Annotated in this window: 14 protein-coding genes; 7 read left to right on the plus strand and 7 right to left on the minus strand. The window is 39.2% G+C overall.

Annotation, left to right across the window (positions count from 1 at the left end):
* Positions 1 to 149: 149 nt before the first annotated feature.
* The 3 genes from NMK36_RS24925 to NMK36_RS24935 form a co-directional block, all read right to left on the minus strand.
* Positions 150 to 1,940, minus strand: a complete 1,791-nt coding sequence (locus tag NMK36_RS24925) for a fatty acyl-AMP ligase (protein ID WP_254174884.1) — start codon at positions 1,938 to 1,940, stop codon at positions 150 to 152.
* Between the two features lie 171 nt (positions 1,941 to 2,111).
* The gene (locus NMK36_RS24930; protein ID WP_072718689.1) at positions 2,112 to 2,897 is read right to left on the minus strand and encodes an aspartyl/asparaginyl beta-hydroxylase domain-containing protein; all 786 of its coding nucleotides are present in this window, start codon (positions 2,895 to 2,897) and stop codon (positions 2,112 to 2,114) included.
* A gap of 71 nt (positions 2,898 to 2,968) precedes the next feature.
* Positions 2,969 to 4,732 carry a fatty acyl-AMP ligase gene (locus tag NMK36_RS24935; RefSeq protein ID WP_254174885.1) on the minus strand — a complete coding sequence of 588 codons (1,764 nt, stop codon included), beginning with the start codon at positions 4,730 to 4,732 and terminating at the stop codon, positions 2,969 to 2,971.
* 33 nt (positions 4,733 to 4,765) lie between these two features.
* Between NMK36_RS24935 and NMK36_RS24940 the strand changes: the two genes are divergently transcribed.
* Positions 4,766 to 5,989, plus strand: a complete 1,224-nt coding sequence (locus NMK36_RS24940) for a glycosyltransferase family 4 protein (protein ID WP_254174886.1) — start codon at positions 4,766 to 4,768, stop codon at positions 5,987 to 5,989.
* 211 nt (positions 5,990 to 6,200) lie between these two features.
* On the opposite strand, the gene NMK36_RS24945 is transcribed toward NMK36_RS24940, so the two are convergent.
* On the minus strand, positions 6,201 to 7,112 hold the full coding sequence (locus tag NMK36_RS24945) for a Bpu10I family restriction endonuclease (RefSeq protein ID WP_072717992.1): 912 nt from the start codon (positions 7,110 to 7,112) through the stop codon (positions 6,201 to 6,203).
* 26 nt (positions 7,113 to 7,138) lie between these two features.
* The gene (locus NMK36_RS24950; RefSeq protein ID WP_072717991.1) at positions 7,139 to 8,383 is read right to left on the minus strand and encodes a DNA methyltransferase; all 1,245 of its coding nucleotides are present in this window, start codon (positions 8,381 to 8,383) and stop codon (positions 7,139 to 7,141) included.
* Positions 8,384 to 8,648: 265 nt separating this feature from the next.
* Between NMK36_RS24950 and NMK36_RS24955 the strand changes: the two genes are divergently transcribed.
* The 3 genes from NMK36_RS24955 to NMK36_RS24965 all read left to right on the plus strand — a co-directional run bounded on the left by NMK36_RS24955 (position 8,649) and on the right by NMK36_RS24965 (position 12,655).
* Positions 8,649 to 9,947: an MFS transporter gene (locus NMK36_RS24955; RefSeq protein ID WP_072717990.1), complete on the plus strand. Its 1,299-nt coding sequence runs from the start codon at positions 8,649 to 8,651 to the stop codon at positions 9,945 to 9,947.
* A gap of 165 nt (positions 9,948 to 10,112) precedes the next feature.
* Positions 10,113 to 11,285, plus strand: coding sequence for a hormogonium polysaccharide biosynthesis glycosyltransferase HpsP (gene hpsP / locus NMK36_RS24960; protein WP_072717989.1), 1,173 nt, complete (start codon positions 10,113 to 10,115; stop codon positions 11,283 to 11,285).
* A gap of 302 nt (positions 11,286 to 11,587) precedes the next feature.
* Positions 11,588 to 12,655 carry a Gfo/Idh/MocA family protein gene (locus NMK36_RS24965; RefSeq protein ID WP_254175228.1) on the plus strand — a complete coding sequence of 356 codons (1,068 nt, stop codon included), beginning with the start codon at positions 11,588 to 11,590 and terminating at the stop codon, positions 12,653 to 12,655.
* A 26-nt stretch (positions 12,656 to 12,681) separates the two neighbouring features.
* Here the strand turns inward: NMK36_RS24965 and NMK36_RS24970 are convergent, their stop codons facing one another.
* Both NMK36_RS24970 and NMK36_RS24975 read right to left on the minus strand, forming a co-directional pair.
* Positions 12,682 to 13,620 carry an SGNH/GDSL hydrolase family protein gene (locus NMK36_RS24970; RefSeq protein ID WP_072717988.1) on the minus strand — a complete coding sequence of 313 codons (939 nt, stop codon included), beginning with the start codon at positions 13,618 to 13,620 and terminating at the stop codon, positions 12,682 to 12,684.
* A 46-nt stretch (positions 13,621 to 13,666) separates the two neighbouring features.
* Entirely contained in the window at positions 13,667 to 14,932 is a 1,266-nt protein-coding gene (locus NMK36_RS24975) for an RNA-guided endonuclease InsQ/TnpB family protein (protein ID WP_072717987.1), read from the minus strand.
* 271 nt (positions 14,933 to 15,203) lie between these two features.
* On the opposite strand from NMK36_RS24975, the gene btpA reads away from it, so the two are divergent.
* From btpA to NMK36_RS24990, 3 genes are all read left to right on the plus strand, one after another.
* A complete protein-coding gene (gene btpA / locus NMK36_RS24980) occupies positions 15,204 to 16,067 on the plus strand; it encodes a photosystem I biogenesis protein BtpA (RefSeq protein WP_072717986.1) in 864 nt (287 codons plus the stop codon).
* 96 nt (positions 16,068 to 16,163) lie between these two features.
* On the plus strand, positions 16,164 to 17,084 hold the full coding sequence (locus NMK36_RS24985) for a vitamin K epoxide reductase family protein (RefSeq protein WP_254174887.1): 921 nt from the start codon (positions 16,164 to 16,166) through the stop codon (positions 17,082 to 17,084).
* Between the two features lie 316 nt (positions 17,085 to 17,400).
* The gene (locus tag NMK36_RS24990) at positions 17,401 to 19,563 is read left to right on the plus strand and encodes a CHASE2 domain-containing protein (protein WP_072717984.1); all 2,163 of its coding nucleotides are present in this window, start codon (positions 17,401 to 17,403) and stop codon (positions 19,561 to 19,563) included.
* Positions 19,564 to 19,594: the final 31 nt, after the last annotated feature.

Below are 19,594 nucleotides of genomic sequence, written 5' to 3' on the forward strand. Positions count from 1 at the left end.
TAGTGGTTAGTTACTGACGGTTAGCCAGTGACGATAGGCGTAACAAGGTGAAATTCCTCAAATCTGTCTAAATCCATGATGACTGTTCGGGGTGGGTGTGCGTGCTGCGATCGCTGTATCCTAAAAATTCCCTATTCCTTCCCTACGTCTTACTCGCCCAAGTTTCCGGCTAAAAAACTAGAACGACAAGCATGGCGTTGAATTTTACCACTAGAGGTTTTAGGTAAACTTCCCGGTTTTAATAATACGGTTGTATGAACCTGTAAATCATGATTTTGAGAGATAGCCCGACGAATGGATTGAATCACCTGCTGTTTAATTGAGGTTTTAGCCGAACCATTACCATTTTCCTGAGTACGGAGTTGTTGCCAATATTGACGTTCCATCTCCACCGCCACGACTAACCGTTCTTCTCCATCGACATCAATCGAAAATCCGGCTACTCCACTGGGACGAATTAAGGGGTGACTTTGTTCAACTGTCCATTCAATATCTTGGGGATAATGGTTGCGACCGTTAATAATAATAATGTCTTTGATTCTTCCGGTAATAAATAATTCTTCAGCATCTAAAAATCCTAAATCTCCTGTTCTTAAAAATGGGCCTTCTCCTGTTGTTAAGTAAGCCTTAAATAAGGTTCCCGTTTCTTCCGATTGATTCCAATATCCCTGTCCCACGCTCGGCCCAGAAACCCAAATTTCCCCCACTTCTCCAGCTTGACAACGATTAAAGGTTTCAGGATTAACAATCAATACTTTTTGATCCGATAAACATTGACCACAACCGACAAAGGTTTTAGCATTTTCTGTTAAGTTAGCGGTGGGTTCATCAATGCCAATAATCTTGTTATTTTTTAAGGCAATTCCATCAACGGTTTTAAAAATGGGTGCTGCTGTTTTTAAGCCTCCGGTAATCATTAAAGTTGCTTCAGCCATACCATAACAAGGATAAAACGCTTCTCGCCTAAACCCATAGGGGGCAAAAGTTTGAGTAAATCGTTCCATCACGTTATGATTAATCGGTTCTGCTCCATTAAATGCCACTTCCCAACTGCTTAAATCTAAATGATCTAACTGTAACGACGGGTTAACCCCACCCTTCCCGAAGACTTTCCTCACACATAAATCATAGGCAAAATTAGGGCCACCACTGGTGGTTCCTTGATATCGAGAAATGGTTTGTAACCAGCGTAACGGATTTTGCACAAACATCAAAGGCGACATTAAAATAACTGGAAATCCACCAAACAGAGGTTCTAAAACGCCGCCAATTAATCCCATATCATGATAAGGAGGCAACCAAATGACTCCTTTACTATCCGGGGAATGACCAAAATGATCATAAATGGCTGCTAAATTATGCAATAAATTTTGATGAGAAATCATCACCCCTTTGGGGGTTGCGGTAGAACCGGAGGTATATTGTAAAAAGGCAAGAGTTTGAGGATTAATTGCTGGAGGTTGCCAATTATTTTCAATTTCTGTTTCTAAAATATCGGTTGTCAACCAATTTAACGGTGCAATATCAGACATTTGCGGAAAAAACCGTTGTAAACTGGATAAGGTGGATTCTGTCGTTAAAGCAATCGTTGCATTTGTATCTTGAATAATCGCTTGTAAACGAGGAAGGGAGCGATCGGGTCGAGGGGGATAGGCGGGAACAGCAATCACTCCAGCATATAAACAACCGAAAAACGCACTAATATAATCTAATCCAGGTTGATACAATAACAAAATTCGATCTTGCGGTTGACAAATAGTTTGTAATTTACTCGCAATAGTTTGAGCTTTTTGGTTTAATTGTTGATAGGTCAATGTAACAGTTTCCGATTCTCCATCAACTAAAAATGTATAAGCAATCTGATTCGGTTGCTGGAATGCCCGATGTTGTAAAAGTTCAATTAAAGTGGTCGCTTTTAAAAAATCAAATGAACCAGTCATGAAAAAAATAGGTAATGTTTTGTTATCTATTCTATCATTTATAGGGGTGGTTTTCCTCCATCCGTAGTTAGTCATTATTCAAGAAGTAAGGATTTTCTTAACTCTTAAATTTTGAACAAATCAGCAATTGTTGATAACTGATAAGGGGTTACGGACGGGGGAATTTCGCCTCTAGGGTGGAGTTACACCGCCCTTCTGGGCAGCAAAGACTTGCTCTAAGCGAACATCCCATTTCCGTTGATTCGCATAACCGTCTTGAACAAAGGGAGACATTGTAATTAATTTGAGAAAAAGTTCATTAATAATCGACAGGGGAAACCGTAAGGGTCGCATAATATCTAAAAATAAAACGACTCTAACACCATCGGTTTCGTTCCAAGCTTCATGGGGAAAAGAATCATCAAAAATCATACATTTGCCTTCTTCCCAATAGCGGGTTTCTTCTCCTACTCGGATTCGACATTTTTCGCGGGGTTCAGGAATTTTTAATCCTAATAAACAACGGATGACTCCCTTATACGGCCCTCGATGTTCTGGAATATGTTTTCCGGGTAATAAAATTGAAAAAAATGCCGTTTTCATCCCTGGAATTTGTTCAATTAAACGGGTGGTTTCTGGACAGCGTTGGCAATTTTTATCGACTTTAATTCCATAGCCATAGAAAAAATAGGTTTTCCATAAATTATCTTGAGTGGTACTATACCCTTGATCGGGGGAAATATCTTGAAAATTTGGTAGTTGTTCTTGAACTTTCAGAATTTGCTCTAACTCTTGGCGAATTAAATGCCAATTGGCTTCTAACTCTTTTGACCACGGAAATTGAGTAGGTTCAAAAAAAGCGGTATCTTCAATTAATGAATATTCAGGGATTAATTTTTCAAATGTCCATAATATTTTTGCTCCAATTTTATACAACAGAAAATACCTGATTTTTTCTGATATTTTTTCTTGTTTCATATTAATTTGAGGGATAGGAAATAAAGGTTTTTGGTGCGTGCGATGAAGCTTACGCACCCTACGGTTAACCTTTAAGAACGATTGGCTAGTTCTGTTAATTGACTGGATTCTGAATTTAATTGCCATTGTCCAACAATATCTAAACTGCCTTCTAGGAATTTAGTTCGACAAGCACGACGTTGAATTTTACCACTGGTGGTTTTAGGAATGGTCGTGGTTTTCAATAATACAATGGCAAAAATATCAACGGTATTCTGTTCGGCGACGGCTTGACGAATAGCATTGACCACTTCTTCAATGTTCAAGTTCCGCAGGTAACGCCGTTCAATTTCAGATGCAATAATTAACTGTTCTCCAATTTCCGTTTCAATGGAAAACGCCGCACTATGACCCGGACGAATGGCGGGGTGACAGGTATCCAGTGTGGCTTCAATTTCCTGGGGATAACGGTTTCTTCCCCACAGAATCATCATGTCCTTGATGCGTCCGGTAATATATAATTCTCCTTCATGCAAAAACCCTAAATCTCCTGTGCGTAAATAGGGGCCTTGTCCATCGACATAAACCTTAAAGGTGGTTTCCGTATCTTCTGGTTTTCCCCAATATCCCAAACCCACACCCTTTCCTGATACCAAGATTTCACCAACTTGATCGTCATCTCGTCGTGTTAACTGTTCAGGATCAACAATAATGACCTCATCTCCCAACCAAGGAAAGCCACAACTGACGAGAGATCGGGTTTTTGTTGATGGTTGAATAATCACTTGATTTTGTTCTAAGGCGGCTGCATCGACCCAGAGACTTTTGGGGGTTTGGTGTTTGTTTCCACCGGAAATAAATAGGGTAGTTTCGGCCATTCCGTAACAGGGGTAAAAGGCTTCGGCTTTGAACCCACAGGGGCCAAAAATTTCTGCAAATCGTTTGAGGGTTTCCAAGCGGACAGGTTCAGCACCGGAAAAAGCCACATCCCAGGAACTTAAATCTAACTTTTCTAACTTTTCTGGAGTTGCTGTCCGACAGACTAAATCATAGGCAAAATTTGGCCCGCCACTTGTGGTGGCTTGATATTCAGAAACTGCTTCTAACCAACGAAAGGGTTTTTGGACTAAGGAAACCGGGGACATTAACGTGACAGGAAATCCCCCATATAAGGGTTGAATTACGCCGCCAATTAATCCCATATCATGAAATAGGGGAAGCCAAATTAATCCTCGACTATTAGGGTTATGTCCAAAAGCATTATAAATAATCTCGGAATTATGGATAACATTTTGATGAGTGACCATAACTCCTTTTGGAGTCCCCGTTGAACCGGAAGTATATTGTAAAAAAGCGATTGTATCCCCGTTAATTTGCGGTTCTTTCCATTGTGTAGCGAGGTTTTGGGAAAAAAGGCGATCAGTCCCCACCCAACGTAGAGACGCGCCATGGCGCGTCTCTACGGAGAATTGGGTTTGTATCTGTTGAATTAATGTTTCTGTACTTAAAATCGCCCGACATTGAGAAGATTCTAAACGGGTTTGTAGCTTGGGAATGGCTTGGGTTGATACGGGAGGGTTATCGGTTACGGCGATCACACCTGCATATAAACAGCCAAAAAACGCGGCAATAAATTCTAATCCCGCACTATAGGGATAAACGACTAAAACGCGATCGCCCGATGATACAAAAGATTGCAGATAAGAGGCGATCAAGATTGCTTGTTGATGTAACTGCTGATACGTTAAGGTTCCTGACTCGGTTTCCCCATCGGCTAAAAACCGATAAGCCAGTTGATCCGGTTGAGATTCGGCGCGATCGCGCAGTAAATCGACTAAACTGGAAAAATTGTTCATATCGAGATTTTGATTAAACCCAGTACAGTTTAAATGAAAATTGCAATTATTTCCTCTGGTTTTCTTCCGGTTATTGATGGTGTTACAGTCAGTGCCATGATGCGACTACAACGGTTAAGTCAGTGGGGACATGAAGTGTTATTTTTCTGTCCCGACTATAGCACCATTGAAAGCATTTACCCCAATTGGCGAGAGTATACGGGAAATATTTTACCGGGTGTGCGGGTTTGTAATATACCCAGTACATCGTTTTTAGGAATTGATTTTGAGCGTAATCCTTCAATTCAATCCTATTCGATTGTCTTAAAAGAATTAGAACAATTTCAGCCTGATATTATCCATGTTGATGAACCTGAACGGCTATTCTTTGGATTTTTTAGACGGGCTGGAATTGATTATGCTAAAAAAGCTAAAATTCCTTGTATTGCCTTTTTTAGAACTTGGTTTCTATCCTACGCAGAAGATTATATTCCTTTACCTAAATTTGCCGTTGAAATTATCCAAGAAATTTTCAGACGCATTTTTGCTTGGATTTATAATAGTTATGATATCACTTTATTTACCAGCAAAATCACCTATAAAATTGCTCCCCAAATGGGAATTAAAAATGCGGTTTATTCCAATTTAGCGGGATTTGAGGCTGAACGGTTTGACCTGAATTTAAAAGAAGATAACTTTTTTGGAAAATATTATAATTTACCCGAATTAGACCCTTTAACCAAATTAGTGTTTGTTGGTCGTTTAACACCTGATAAAGGTTGGAGTTTTACGTTAAAAGCGATGGCAAAACTAGCAGAACAAATTGATTTAGAAAAGGTTGGTTTTATTATTGTTGGGGATGGTCAAATGAAAGATGAAATTATCAACGGTTTAACAAAATATACCCGCCATGTTTACTTCCTCGGTCGTGTTGCCTATGATCAGGTTCCAGCAGTTTATGCCAATAGCGATATTCATATTACTACATCTGAGCGAGAATCGAGGGGATTAACCGTATTAGAAGCATTTGCGTCCGGTATTCCCGTGTTAGTTCCCCGTGCGGGTGGGTTGGTTGAGAACGTTCAAGACGGAGAAAATGGATTAATCTATACGCCTCAAGATCCAGAAGATTTTACTCAAAAATTAAAACAATTAATTGATGATCCGATATTAAGAAAAACAATGGGACAGCAAGGATTAAAATCCGTCGGGAATTATAGTTGGGATCGAGTTATTAAAAATTTAGTGGAGATTTGGGAACAAAACGTGATGAAGTAAATCAGATAATATCCTGATTCATTAAAGTTGTAATTTCCCATTTTTTGATGTTTTTTATAAATTTAATTAAATATAGCAATCCTATTTGAGTTGTATCCAAAATTTCTGCTCAAAAGGGAACAGGGAACAAGGGTAATACTTCTAGCTGTTTCCTATCAGTTTTAAATTATCACAACCTATTTGGGATTGCTATAAATTTAATTGAGATTATTTAAAAATGTCCTCTTTTTAAAATTTTATCAATTTCTGGTGCTGTATCATCAATTAAAATCTGAATTTTATTAATCATTCTTTGAAATACATCAGGATAATATTTTGAAGAGTCCAGAAAATCTGCATAGGATTGGCGATATCTCTTTCGAGATTCTGGTGTTTTATATTGCTGACGAATATTAGCAGGTAAACGCTTATTTTTTCTTACAATTAATACATCATCAATCTGTGTTGAAATAATAGAAACAGGCATCATATCTAAAAATTCACAGACTAAAAAATACAAAGAAGCAGGAACAGCTATTTTTAAATCTCTGCTAGTAGCCACTGCTTCTTGAAACATCGTTTTATCTAAATTAGTTTTACATTCAGCACAAACATACCCTAAATGAGATTCAAGCAGCTTATAGTTGTGAAATCCACTATCAAAAGCAGTTTTTAAATATAATTTTTTTCCTAAAACAAAATCTTGGTTTTTCGTTCTTAAACTCGGTTCACCTCCCTGACCTATATTTCCCAAAGAAGACAAAAAACTTAACCCAGAAAAAGTATTTCTAGGCCCTATTTCAAAGGATTCATCAATTCCCTGTAAACTTCTGTATATCAATTGAGGAAGAAATTCTTCAAGAATTGTATTATCCAATTTTAGTTGTCCCTTTTGACGATATAGAAAATTGTCAGAACTATCAAAGATTAAATCCAATTCAATAAAACGCTGATAGCGATTAGTTTCCTCCACTAATTTTTCTACCGTATCTGCTTGACCTGGTGTTACAGATTCTAAGGCTTTTATCCATTGTTGATATTGTTTTAGCGATTCTTGAACTCCTTCCAAATCAGCAGGAGGTAATTGAGGATTATTCAAACAAGCTTTCAGTTTATCATAATGAGGAGTTGGGAATTTAATCATAGGTCTATTATCATTTCGAGGATTTATTAATACCAATAGGGAGATGAGTTCACATCAGGAAGTTTATTAATTGCCTCTTGGAGAAAAAATTTATTTTTTTCTGAAACCACCTCTAATCCTTGACTGAGTGCTTTTTTCGCAACCTGTCTAGCAATTGTATCCCAGTTTTGAACCGATAAATAAACTTTTTTATTAATAAGATGTAATAAATCTTCTCGGATGATTTGACCAAACTTATTTTTAAATTTACGCTTTTGAGTAAGTACCTGTTCAAAAACTCCAGACTGTTTAACTAATTCAATAATAATTTCTGAGTTATAAAAAGGAACACCTAAAACCGTTGATTGATAACCAACTACAAAAATAATCCGTGTTTCCTTTTGGCAAATTCTTTGAAGTTCTTGAAGAACAGCGACTAAATCCAAACAATATTGAATGACTGTCAAAAATCGATTTCCTCGGTTAGCTCGATTTGAACCAATTTCAGACTTTGCAATTTTCAGTAAGTTCCATCCTAATAATTCTACAGAATTTCGATAATTTTGATGATAATTAAAAACATTGATGTAGGGAGGAGAGGTGATCACAAAATTTATTTGATCCTCTTCTAATGGAATTTGACGTGCATCCCCTAAAAAACTGATAATTTTTTCTTCAGAGTAAGGCATATCTCGAATTAATTCATACAGTTTAGAAGAGGTTTTGTAAATCTTTTCTCTCATTAAATTACTCTTGTCTGAGATATCTAATAGAATGACTAAGGTATCTACAATAATGCTCTCCTCTCCTTCTAAGTTTTCATAAAGAAATTTTATTTTTTTTTCAAACTTGTCTATTGGTATGGGTTGATAATATTGGCTCTCAAAAAAGCTAGATATTGAAAATAGATTCTCTAATTTTTGATTGATCGAGGCAATAATCTTTTCTCGTTCCTCTCGTTTTAAATTAATTAGTTGATAGGTTCTGCTTAAAATCCAAGCTGCTGGATTAAGTTCAAAACCTAATGCTTTTAAGCCTAAACATCCTGCTGTATATAGAACAGTTCCACTGCCTATAAATGGATCAAAAATAATAGCGTTTTTCGGCGTATAGGCAAGCATGATATTTTCAATTAACTGAGGGGAAAACTGCCCTCTCCAACAAAATAAGTTGGATCTATTTTTATCTTCAATATCCAGAAGTTTTTGAGGTAAACCTATGTTAAAATCTTTTACATCTTGACTTAAAAATAGTTTTCTAAGCTGATTAACCAAGAATAATGTATTGGGCATATCAATAAGTTATTAAAGTATAAAATATAACTCAAAAATAAGTCATACTCATTAATTAAAAATCTGGATTGATATAACAATTAAATAATCTGATAATAGTGGTTTGCGCCTCTTTCTAAATAGATCACTTTAATTAAAACCTAGCTGATTTGATTTCAATATACCAGAATGAACAAGCCAAAAGCTAGATACAGATTGACAAACTGTGTTTACAATACTTAATATAAGCAAGCGATTACAGATGAAACTGCGGGACAAAGAGCGTATGCCAACTTTTTTGCTGGTTTGGTTGGGACAAATTGTTTCTCTATTTGGTTCCAGCTTAACAGAATTTGCCTTGGGGGTTTGGGTTTATCAAACCACAGGTTCCATTACCCAGTTTGCCCTAATTTCCGTTTTTATTCATCTGCCAAACCTGTTAATTTCCCCCCTCGCAGGGGCGGTAGTAGACCGTTTTAGTCGTCGAGGGGCAATGATCCTCAACGATATTATTTCGGTCATCGGAACATTAATTTTGATGGGGTTGGTATTTTCTCAGCGTTTAGAAGTTTGGCATATTTACGTTGCTGTGTCCGTTAGTTCCATTTGCGGTGCGTTCCAATGGCCCGCTTATATGGCTTCAATTCCTCAACTTGTTCCTATGAATGAGTTGAGTCGGGCTAATGGCATGGTTCAAGTTTCTAGGGCGATCGCTAAAATTTCTGGCCCAACAATTGCTGGAATTTTAGTTAGCAGTATTGGCATCGGTTCAATTTTAATCATTGATTCAGGAACCTTTATTTTTGGGTTCATAATACTATTATTAGTTCGTTTTCCCAAAGTAGAGCATTCAATTTCTCAACGACAACCGTTCAACTTTCAACAACTGTGGAAAGAAACCCGTTCTGCCTGGAATTATATTCTAATCCGTCCGGGGTTAAGAAAATTATTAAGCTTTTTTGCAATAACTTACTTTACAGAAGGAATGCTTGCTATTTTATTCTGGCCGTTAGTATTAAGTTTTGCCACGAGTAAAGATTTAGGATTAATTCTATCTATTAGCGGTTGCGGAATGCTCCTCGGAAGCATTGCTGTTAGTGTTTGGGGTGGCCCCAAAAACCGCATGAAAGCAATTTTATGGTTAGTGGGTTTACAGGGTTTATGCCTGTGTTTAGGAGGGTTTAAACCTTCAGTTATTTTGGCAGGAATTGGAGGGTTTGGCTATTTATTTGCTCGTCCTTTTATTGTCAGTAGTAATCATACCATTTGGCAATCTAAAGTTCCCTTTGAATTACAAGGACGCATCTTTTCATTACAAAGTGTTGTTGAGCGATCGCTTTTAATTTTATCTCATATCAGCGTTGGGCCTTTAGCAGATCGCGTTTTAGAACCGATGATGGAACCCGATGGACTGTTAGCCGATACTATTGGCAAAATTATCGGAGTGGGTGCAGGACGAGGAATTGGGTTATTATTTATGTTAATTGGCATTCTCAATATTATGGCAGCCCTCATCGCCTATCGAATGCCTCGGTTACGAAGAGTAGAAAAAGAAATTCCCGATGCGATCGCAATCATCAGTTAAGCGTAGGGTGTTCCATCAACGCGCACGCACCAAAAACCCCCCCAAACCAACAGAAACCCATAAAAATCCTAAACATTAATAGAGTTAAAATGTAGCGTGCGTAGGGGCGGGGTTCTCCCGCCCAAGCGGATGCACCAAAAATCAACCCTCAACCCACACCCACCGATGAAGATTTTACAAATTATTCCTTCAATTTCTTTAGTTTATGGTGGCCCTAGTCAAATGGTACGGGGTCTTTCTGCTGCATTAGCTAAACTGGGAGTTGATGTCACCGTTTTAACCACAAATGTAAACGGAGATAGCGGTCAAGCACCCTTAGATGTTCCCTTAGATCAACCCGTCAATGAAAATGGCTATCAAGTTCGCTATTTTCCCTGTTCTCCCTTTCGTCGATATAAATTTTCTTTAGATTTATTAACCTGGTTAAAAACACACGCTTCCGAATATGATTTAGCCCATATTCATGCCTTATTTTCTCCCATCAGTTCAGCAGCAGCGACGGTTGCTCGTTCTCAAAAATTACCGTATATTTTACGACCATTAGGAACCTTAGATCCGGCTGATTTAAACAAGAAAAAACAGTTAAAAAAACTATATGCAGCAATATTAGAACGTCCTAATATTGCGGGAGCGTCTGCTATCCATTTTACCAGTCATGAAGAAGCCAGAATCTCTGAACGCTTTGGAGTCAAAACCAACGATTTAATCATTCCATTAGGAGTAACATTACCCCAATTAACCCAAACGCCTCAAGCCATTTTATCCCATTTAAAAATCAAGCCCAATGTTCCGATTATTTTATTTTTATCTCGAATTGAACCCAAGAAAGGACTGGATATTTTAATTCCCGCTTTAGAAAAAGTTTTAGCAAGCGGATTAGACTTTCAGTTTATTTTAGCAGGTTCTAATCCTCAAGATCCTGAATATGAAACTAAAATTAAACAACAAATTCAACAATCTTCTTTAGCCCCAAAAACGATTATTCCAGGGTTTGTTACAGGAGAAAATAAAACTGCATTATTAACAATAGCCGATTTATTTGTATTACCTTCTTATTATGAAAATTTTGGCATTGCAGTAGCTGAAGCCATGGCAGTTGGAACTCCGGTGGTCATTTCTAAAGGAATTTATATTTGGGAAGATGTAGAAGAAGCCGAAGCAGGTTGGGTAGGAAATGGAACCATTGATGAGATCTCAATTTTAATTGCAACCGCATTAACGAACCCTCAAGAGTGTCAACGCAGGGGTTTAAATGCTCAAAATTATGCTTTAAATCATTATCGTTGGGATGCGATCGCTCAACAAATGATTCAAGCATATCAAAGAATCAGGAGATAGGGGTAATTAAACATTAAAAACAAACTTGTTATTATTCCTCATTTTATCACTTTAAGGAAAAAGCCTGATTTTCCGTAGGCTGAAACGGCGTAATTTCAAGCCTATACCCCGAAATGGCTAAAGACAGTCACAGCTTACGAACTCTTCTTTCAACCCTTAACCATCAACCCCCAACAAATACCTATTTAAAATTTCTTTACAAAACCGAAGGCTGTGATAGTATCTGGATGGATTTACATCCAGAGAATAGCCACTCGGCTAGAATTTCTGGAGTGGAAGAGAATCGAGGAGTGCAAAATAGGATGCCCGTCGGATATTCGACTGCTATAACTGGGAGACATCATCCTGACCCTATCCGAGTTGGTGTGATTGGGGTCGGTAATATGGGCCAGCATCATACCCGTGTCTTGAGTATGCTCAAAGACGTGGAACTTGTTGGAGTTGCTGATGTTAATGTTGAACGAGGGCTTGATACTGCAAGCAAGTACCGCGTTCGATTTTTTGAAGATTATCGAGATCTTTTGGCTTTGGTGGATGCCGTGTGTATTGCGGTTCCCACTCGTTTACACTATCCTGTGGGGATGGCTTGCTTACAAGCAGGGGTTCATGTTTTGATTGAAAAACCCATTGCTGCGAGTATTAGCGAAGCGGAATTATTAGTGAATGCGGCGGCTGATTATCAACGGATTTTACAAGTGGGTCATATTGAACGGTTTAATCCGGCTTTTCAAGAATTCAGTAAAGTCTTAAAAACGGAAGAAGTTTTAGCCTTAGAAGCGCGTCGCATGAGTCCCTATTCTAACCGAGCCAATGATGTTTCGGTGGTGTTAGACTTAATGATTCATGATATTGATTTAATGTTGGATTTGGTGAACGCTTCCGTTGTTAAATTAACTGCCAGTGGCAGCCGCGCTTCCGACTCTGGCTATTTAGATTATGTCACGGCTACCCTGGGTTTTGCCAATGGCGTTGTCGCCACTTTAATTAGTAGTAAAGTCACCCACCGCAAATTGCGTTCTATTGTTGCCCATTGTAAAAATTCTTTAACAGAAGCTGATTTTCTTAATAATGAAATTTTAATTCATCGGCAAACAACTGCGAATTATATCACGGATTATGGTCAAGTTCTCTATCGTCAAGATGGATTAATTGAAAAAGTTTATACCAGTAATATTGAACCCCTACACGCAGAATTAGAACATTTTGTGAGTTGTGTTCGGGGTGGAAATCAACCTTCCGTTGGCGGAGAGCAAGCTTTAAAAGCGTTACGTTTAGCCAGTTTAATTGAACAAATGGCTTTAGATGGTAAAGCTTGGAATTTAGCAGAAACCGAATCAGTTATCAGTCATCAGTTATCAGTCATCAGTTAAGAGTTAAGAGTTAATAACTGATTCTTTCACTGAGAACTGTTAACTGTTAACTGATAACTGATAATTTCACTAACGAATTGATTGCCTGAAGGACTGAGGTGGATATGATCTCGATACAAACTTTGGGGTTGTGCAGTTTCTTTAAATAACGGTAAAAAATCCATATAAATCCAATTTTTATCTTGGATTAACTGTTTAAATCGTTGACGAGCTTTAATTTCATAATCCCGTGACCCTGGTTCTCCAACTTCTCGTAATAACGGTGTCATAGCTAATATAAAATTAGCGTGATTTTGAGTCGCGATCGCCTGAATTTTTTGGATTTTCTCTAAATTATAGGCGACAGGATCAGAGGGTTGAGGTTGTTTAGCTGGAGGAATAGGTTCAGACCGTTTTAAATAGCGGTTAAACACTTCCACTAACGCTAAAGGCGGTTTTGTATGGGGATAGTTGCGATCACGTCCTACAACCCCAGAATTTGGGGGCTGAGTAAATAAATCATCGCTATTGAGCAACAAAACAATCACCTCTGACCCAAAGGTTCCAAACCGTTGTAAATAGGCGAGTTGATTCGGTGGCCCCCAGGAATTGGCAGCGATATTCAAAACTTCCCAATTGTCCCGGTTTCCCATCCGGGCTTGCAGTTGTTGGCGAATCAACGCCGACAGGGTTTGAGATTGGTCTGTCCACCATCCCCCATTCACTAAGGAGTCCCCCAAGAGTAGAACTCGCCGGGTTTCCGGGGAAGGGATGGGAGTAATCGCGGCACTTCGCATCGAATACTGATTAATTTCAATGCGGTTGCCATAACGACGGGTTTGTTGATTCGGGGCCAATAAATAACCAATTTCCGTATCCGCTAAGTAAAGCACCGGAGAACCGAACCCAAAACCAATCCGTAGACTGATCTCAACTAAAATTAAAATCCCAAACAGAACGCTCAACAGAACTAGGGCAATTTTCACCCCTCTACCTCCACACTTTAACGTTGACACACTCCGCCGTTAACCGCTACACAGTGTAACGGGGGATTCTTAAACTCACATTTAAGATTTCCTGCTTCACAGATTCTTGACTAGGTATTACTACCCCCGTCAGACCATCTCCACAGGCATTTTCTGATCCGATATGCCCTACCGTATTTTCTATCCCACGATTTCTGATCACCTGTGCTGCTGCTACATCTCGATGGGTTTTGTAACCACATTCAGGACAATGGTGTTCTCTAACATCAAGAGTCTTTTTGCCTGTATGTAAACCACAATTCGGGCAGATTTGAGAAGTGTAATTTTTGTCAACTTCTGCGACAAATACATCTCGTTTCCACCCGACCCATTTGAGAATCGTTACAAATTGTCCAAAACCAGCATCCAGACAATGTTTAGACAGCATCCCTCGTCCCCATGACCGAAAATCAATCTCTTCAATAAAGATTGATTGAGCTTGGTCACAAAGGTGATGAGCTAATTTAAAATGCCAATCCTTACGAGTCTCAGAAATCTGTTGATGTAATCTAGCTATCTTTTGATTTAACTTGTGGCGATTATTAGATCCTTTTTGCTTATTTTTTAATCTACGTTGTAGCAATTTCAGCTTACGGTGTAGTTGATTTAAGAATCGGGGTCTTTTCACAAATTCCCCATCAGAAGTCGCTAGAAATTTATCTAAGCCTAAGTCAATACCTAATGGATGTCCGTGAAACGGAACATCAGGGATATTAACATCTAATTGCATTGAAAGCATCAGAAAATAACCCGATGCTTTCCTGACAATTCGGGCTTGTTTGATTTCAAAGCCTTCGGGTATTTCCCTAGACTTTCTCAACTTTACCCATCCCAATTGAGGTAACTTAATTAGATTACCTTTAAAACAATCTTTAAGCATTTGAGGATAGACATAAGAGCGCATCCTGTATCTATTTTTGAAGCGGGGAAAACCTAATCCTTGAGATTGCATATCCGCAAAAGCTCGGTCTAAAGTTCTTAAAACCTGTTGCAAGACTTGAGCATTTACTGATTTAAGTATTTCATTAGTTTTTTTAGCTTCTGTTAATGCTTTAGCCTGATTGTGATAATTAGGGTAGGGAGTATCAGCCGGGATAATATATTCCGTTAAGAGTGAACAAGCATTAACTGGTGATTTTCGAGAAGCTAACCAATCTTTACGTTCTCTCAGTGCATAATTCCAAACAGAACGGCAAAGGTTTAAGGTATGTTCTATTAGCTCAATTTGCTGCTCATCTGGTATTAGCTTGTATTCGTAAGTTAAAGTTAGCATTTGTTCGACCTTGTGTTAATGCTTTGCTTAAGTTAACATAATCTACACAAACCATCAAGTTATGTAAACTGTATTTCTTGTGTCCGGGTTTTATTTTTGTCTCGCGCAATTGATCTCCCATTAACCCGAAGGGTGTAGCGGGAGTCCTCTTGCTCGGTTTAAGATAGAATTCTAAAATGTACTGTCTTTATTCATTTTGAGACTCACCATCCTCTGCTTGTACTCTGCATAGAGGTAAAGCTGCAAAATTTTGGGGGTCATAGGTAAATCTGTGGACTTAGATCAAATCTTTAAAACTCCAAATCCTATCATCGGTGTTGTACACCTGTTGCCTTTACCGACCTCTCCCCGTTGGGGAGGGAATCTCAAAACGGTCATTGACCGGGCTGAACAGGAAGCAACGGCTCTCGCTTCCGGCGGGGTCAATGGCATTATCGTTGAAAATTTTTTTGATGCCCCCTTTGCCAAAGATCAAGTTGACCCGGCCGTTGTCAGTGCCATGACCTTAATTGTGCAGCGAATTATGAACTTAGTAACGCTGCCGATTGGGATTAACGTCCTGCGGAATGATGCTCAAAGCTCCTTAGCGATTGCAGCCTGTGCAGGTGCTCAGTTTATCCGCGTGAATGTATTGAACGGGGTCATGGCGACAGATCAAGGCATTATTGAAGGTCACGCCCATAAGCTTTTACGCTATCGGCGAGAATTAGGCTGCGATGTCAAAATCTTAGCGGATGTTTTAGTTAAACATGGTCGCCCTTTAGGATCTCCTAACTTAACTACGGCTGTCCAAGAAACCATTGAACGGGCCTTAGCTGATGGGGTGATTCTTTCGGGTTGGTCTACCGGAAGTCCCCCCAGTTTAGAAGACTTAGAACTCGCTAGTGCTGCTGCGATGGGAACCCCAGTTTTTATTGGCAGTGGTGCAAGTTGGGAAAATGTGGGAACCCTAATGCAAGCAGCCGATGGCGTAATTGTGTCCAGTTCTCTGAAACGCCATGGACGCATTCATCAACCCATTGATCCGAGTCGAGTCAGTCAGTTTGTTGAAACCACTCGGCGCAGTTTAGAGGCTCATGCTTCCTCTTCCCCTTGGACGAAAGACAGCCCAACACCAGTCATCAGTAATCAGTAAGATCATAGGGTAGACGTGTCTGGGTACGTCTGTATTACCGATCACGGATTAGCTCTTACACTGATTACTGATGACTGACAACTGATAACTGAATTTATGCGCGGACGTTCTACTCCTTGGATTCATCTTTGGTCACGCAGGATTATTGCGGTTATTGCAATTGTGGGTGTGATCGAAAATATTTATTTAACCGCAATTAAGCTGATGGGAGGGACGGCGGTTTGTCCCACTTCCGGTTGTAATGAAGTGCTCAATAGTCCTTATGCAACTGTCTTGGGTTTACCCCTAACCTTGTTTGGACTTGTAGCTTATACAACTGTTCTGCTTCTAGCCCTTGCTCCTCTCAGCGTCAACCCGGTCACTCAAAAATCCCGTCGCCAGAAGTTGGAAACTCAGACCGGGTTTGGGCTATTCCTCGTCACCACCGCAATGGTGTGTTTTAGCAGTTACTTAATGTATCTGCTCTTTTTTAAAATTCAAGCGATTTGTCCCTACTGTATTGCTTCAGCCCTTTTCTGTGTCAGTCTATTTGTTCTAAACCTAATTGGCCAGACTTGGGAGGATGTGGGTCAGCTTTGGTTATCCGGTTTGGGGGTCGCCATGATTACAGGAATTGTAGCCCTAGGTTTATACAATAGTGTTAATGTTGCCAATCTCCCTGCTTCTGCGGATGAGAGTCAAGGAAAAGTCGGGTTAGCCATTACGACGACATCAGGGCCAGCAGAAATTGCCTTAGCTCGTCACTTAACCCAAATCGGCGCGAAGGAGTATGGAGCCTATTGGTGTCCCCACTGTTATGATCAAAAGCAACTGTTTGGCAAGGAAGCGTTTGCTATCATTAATTATGTGGAATGTGATGCTAACGGTAAAAATCCTCAAACCCAACTTTGCCAAGAAGTGGGGATTAAAGGGTTCCCAACGTGGGAAATTAAAGGGGAATTGTACCCCGGAATTCAACCCTTAAGAAAATTAGCTGAATTATCAAATTATCAGGGACAACAAAACTTTAAGTTTTGATCAAGATTAAGCATCGAGTTGGGTAGGTTGTTAATCGGGATCTGGCAGACCAGGGATAGATTTCAAAACCTATCCCTATCTAAAATATTGATAACGGTTGATCACTTAAAACTTGTGGGACGAATTCGTTCTGTGTCTTTTCTACATCGCATCTTCTTAGACGGAGGCGTTAGGTTAATGTTGATTCACCAGATGAAGTCAACATCTAACAGACTCCCAGGTTTAATTTTAGTTTTAATTGTAAATAGATTACCCTGAAATTGGGGTGAATGGGCATTAACTTTAATACAATACAGAAACAGGATGGTTTCATTAGATGTTGAAGAGATTTAAGGGTTCTCGTCGTCAAGTTGTCCCGGCTCTAAAACGGTGGTTATCTCATGAAGGTCGAGTCTTAGCCACTTCTTCTAGTGTGGCAGGAGTTGTGCTTCTGATTCGATTTTTAGGAGTATTACAACCCTCAGAATGGGCTCTGTTTGATCAATATTTTCGTTGGCGTCCCCTAGAACCTGTTGATGAGCGAATTGTCATTATTGGCATTGATGAACAAGATTTACAAAAATATGGATTTCCCACTTCTGATGGCATTCTTGCTCAACTTTTAGAAAAAGTTAATGCAGCTAAACCCAGAGCTATTGGTTTAGATATTTATCGAGATTTACCCATCGAACCCGGACAAGCAGAATTAGAAAAAGCTTTTAAAACAATTCCTAATTTAATTGGAATTGAATTATTAGAAACTGACCGAAAAGATGGAGTTCGCCCTCCTGAAATTTTAAAAGATAAAAAAGAAATTGGTTTTAATAATTTAGCACGAGATGCTGATGGGAAAGTCCGAAGAGGTTTATTATATAGTGATACTGAAGATGGACAAACTCACACCAGTTTTGCGTTGAAGTTGGCTTTAATTTATCTCAAATATCAAGGCATTAAAGAAGAGTCTTATTCTCCAGACTCTAATGAGTTAAAACTAAAAAATACGGTATTTAATCGGTTTAAACCTAACGATGGCTCTTACATCAGAGCTAATGATAGAGGTTATCAATTTTTAGTCAACCTCCGAGGGCCATCGGGAACTTTTCCCAGTATTCCCATGCGAGATATTTTAGAAAATCGTGTCTCTCCTGATGTGATTAAAAATCGGATTGTAATTATTGGTTCTAAGGCGGCTAGTATTAAAGATTTTGAATTAACGTCCTATAGTGATGGGGTTTTTAAAGCCTCCGCACCCATTTATGGGGTAGAATTGCAAGCTCAATTAATTAGTCAAATTATCAGTTCTGTTTTAGACGGTCGAACGTTAATTAAAGTTTGGCCGGAACCGTTAGAATGGCTGTGGATTTTCGGGTGGTCTTGGGTGGGTGCAGCCTTAAGTTGGAAATTGCAATCCCCTCGTCGTTCTGTGGGTTTAATTATTTTAATGACTATCGGGATAACGGGAGCTACTTACCTCGCTTTTCTAGGGGGTTGGTGGATTCCTGTGATTCCTGCTAATCTGGCTTTAGTGGGGTCTGCGGGGGTGATTATTGCCCATTTTGCTCATTTACAAGGACAGTTAAAACGCTCTACGGAATTTTTACAAAGTATTATTAATACCATTCCCGACCCCATTTTTGTTAAGAATAAAGATCATGAAAAACTGGTCTTGAATCAAGCCTATTGTAAATTTGTGGGTTATCCTTTAAATGTATTAATGGAGAAAAGTGATGAAGAACTTTTTCCCAAATATGAAGCAGAACTCTTCCGTCAACAAGATGAACTGGCATTTCATACCACTTGGGAACAGGAAAATGAAGAACAATTAACTGATGCTCATGGTATTACTCATTATATTGCGACGAAGCGATCGCTACACCGAGATGCGGCAGGAAATTTATTTTTAGTGGGGGTGATTCGGGATATTACAGAACGCAAATTGTTAGAAGATAATTTAAAACAAATTGCCGCCGAACTAAAGCGCTCAAATGCTGAACTGCGAGTTTCCGCCGAACATGACCCTTTAACGGGACTTCCCAACCGTACCTTATTTAATGAACGCTTAAGCCAATCCTTAGAATGGGCCGAAAGTCAAAATCGTTTGGTAGCACTGTTATTTTTGGACTTAAACGACTTTAAGGATGTCAACGATAATCAGGGACATCATATTGGAGACTTACTGCTCAAAACCGTTGCGAACCGACTCAAAGGGTGTTTACGGGGAAGTGATACCGTCTCCCGTTTAGGAGGAGATGAGTTTACTGTTATTCTTCCTGGAATTCCCAGTAAGTCTGATGCGGCGAGAGTCGCCCAAAAAATCCTTGATACGATTACTCAAGAAACTGTCTTAGAAGGACATCATCTCTCCATTACCACCAGTATAGGGATTAGTTTTTATCCAACGGATACTCAAGATCTCGAAACCCTGATTAAGTTAGCAGATACTGCCATGTATCGAGCCAAGAGCAGTGGAAAAAATTTGTATGAGTTTGCGAATCTCTAAGCTAACTCCAACTGTATATCTACAGAGAATT

Origin of the sequence: Planktothrix pseudagardhii (assembly GCF_904830925.1) — a bacterium.
Classification (GTDB): Bacteria; Cyanobacteriota; Cyanobacteriia; order Cyanobacteriales; family Microcoleaceae; genus Planktothrix; species Planktothrix tepida.

Coding starts and splice junctions, on each gene's coding strand:
- NMK36_RS24925 (WP_254174884.1), bottom strand. CDS start 1,940: ATGACTGGTTCATTTGATTTTTTAAAAGCGACCACTTTAATTGAACTT.
- NMK36_RS24930 (WP_072718689.1), bottom strand. CDS start 2,897: ATGAAACAAGAAAAAATATCAGAAAAAATCAGGTATTTTCTGTTGTAT.
- NMK36_RS24935 (WP_254174885.1), bottom strand. CDS start 4,732: ATGAACAATTTTTCCAGTTTAGTCGATTTACTGCGCGATCGCGCCGAA.
- NMK36_RS24940 (WP_254174886.1), top strand. CDS start 4,766: ATGAAAATTGCAATTATTTCCTCTGGTTTTCTTCCGGTTATTGATGGT.
- NMK36_RS24945 (WP_072717992.1), bottom strand. CDS start 7,112: ATGATTAAATTCCCAACTCCTCATTATGATAAACTGAAAGCTTGTTTG.
- NMK36_RS24950 (WP_072717991.1), bottom strand. CDS start 8,383: ATGCCCAATACATTATTCTTGGTTAATCAGCTTAGAAAACTATTTTTA.
- NMK36_RS24955 (WP_072717990.1), top strand. CDS start 8,649: ATGCCAACTTTTTTGCTGGTTTGGTTGGGACAAATTGTTTCTCTATTT.
- hpsP (WP_072717989.1), top strand. CDS start 10,113: ATGAAGATTTTACAAATTATTCCTTCAATTTCTTTAGTTTATGGTGGC.
- NMK36_RS24965 (WP_254175228.1), top strand. CDS start 11,588: ATGCCCGTCGGATATTCGACTGCTATAACTGGGAGACATCATCCTGAC.
- NMK36_RS24975 (WP_072717987.1), bottom strand. CDS start 14,932: ATGCTAACTTTAACTTACGAATACAAGCTAATACCAGATGAGCAGCAA.
- NMK36_RS24985 (WP_254174887.1), top strand. CDS start 16,164: ATGCGCGGACGTTCTACTCCTTGGATTCATCTTTGGTCACGCAGGATT.
- NMK36_RS24990 (WP_072717984.1), top strand. CDS start 17,401: ATGTTGAAGAGATTTAAGGGTTCTCGTCGTCAAGTTGTCCCGGCTCTA.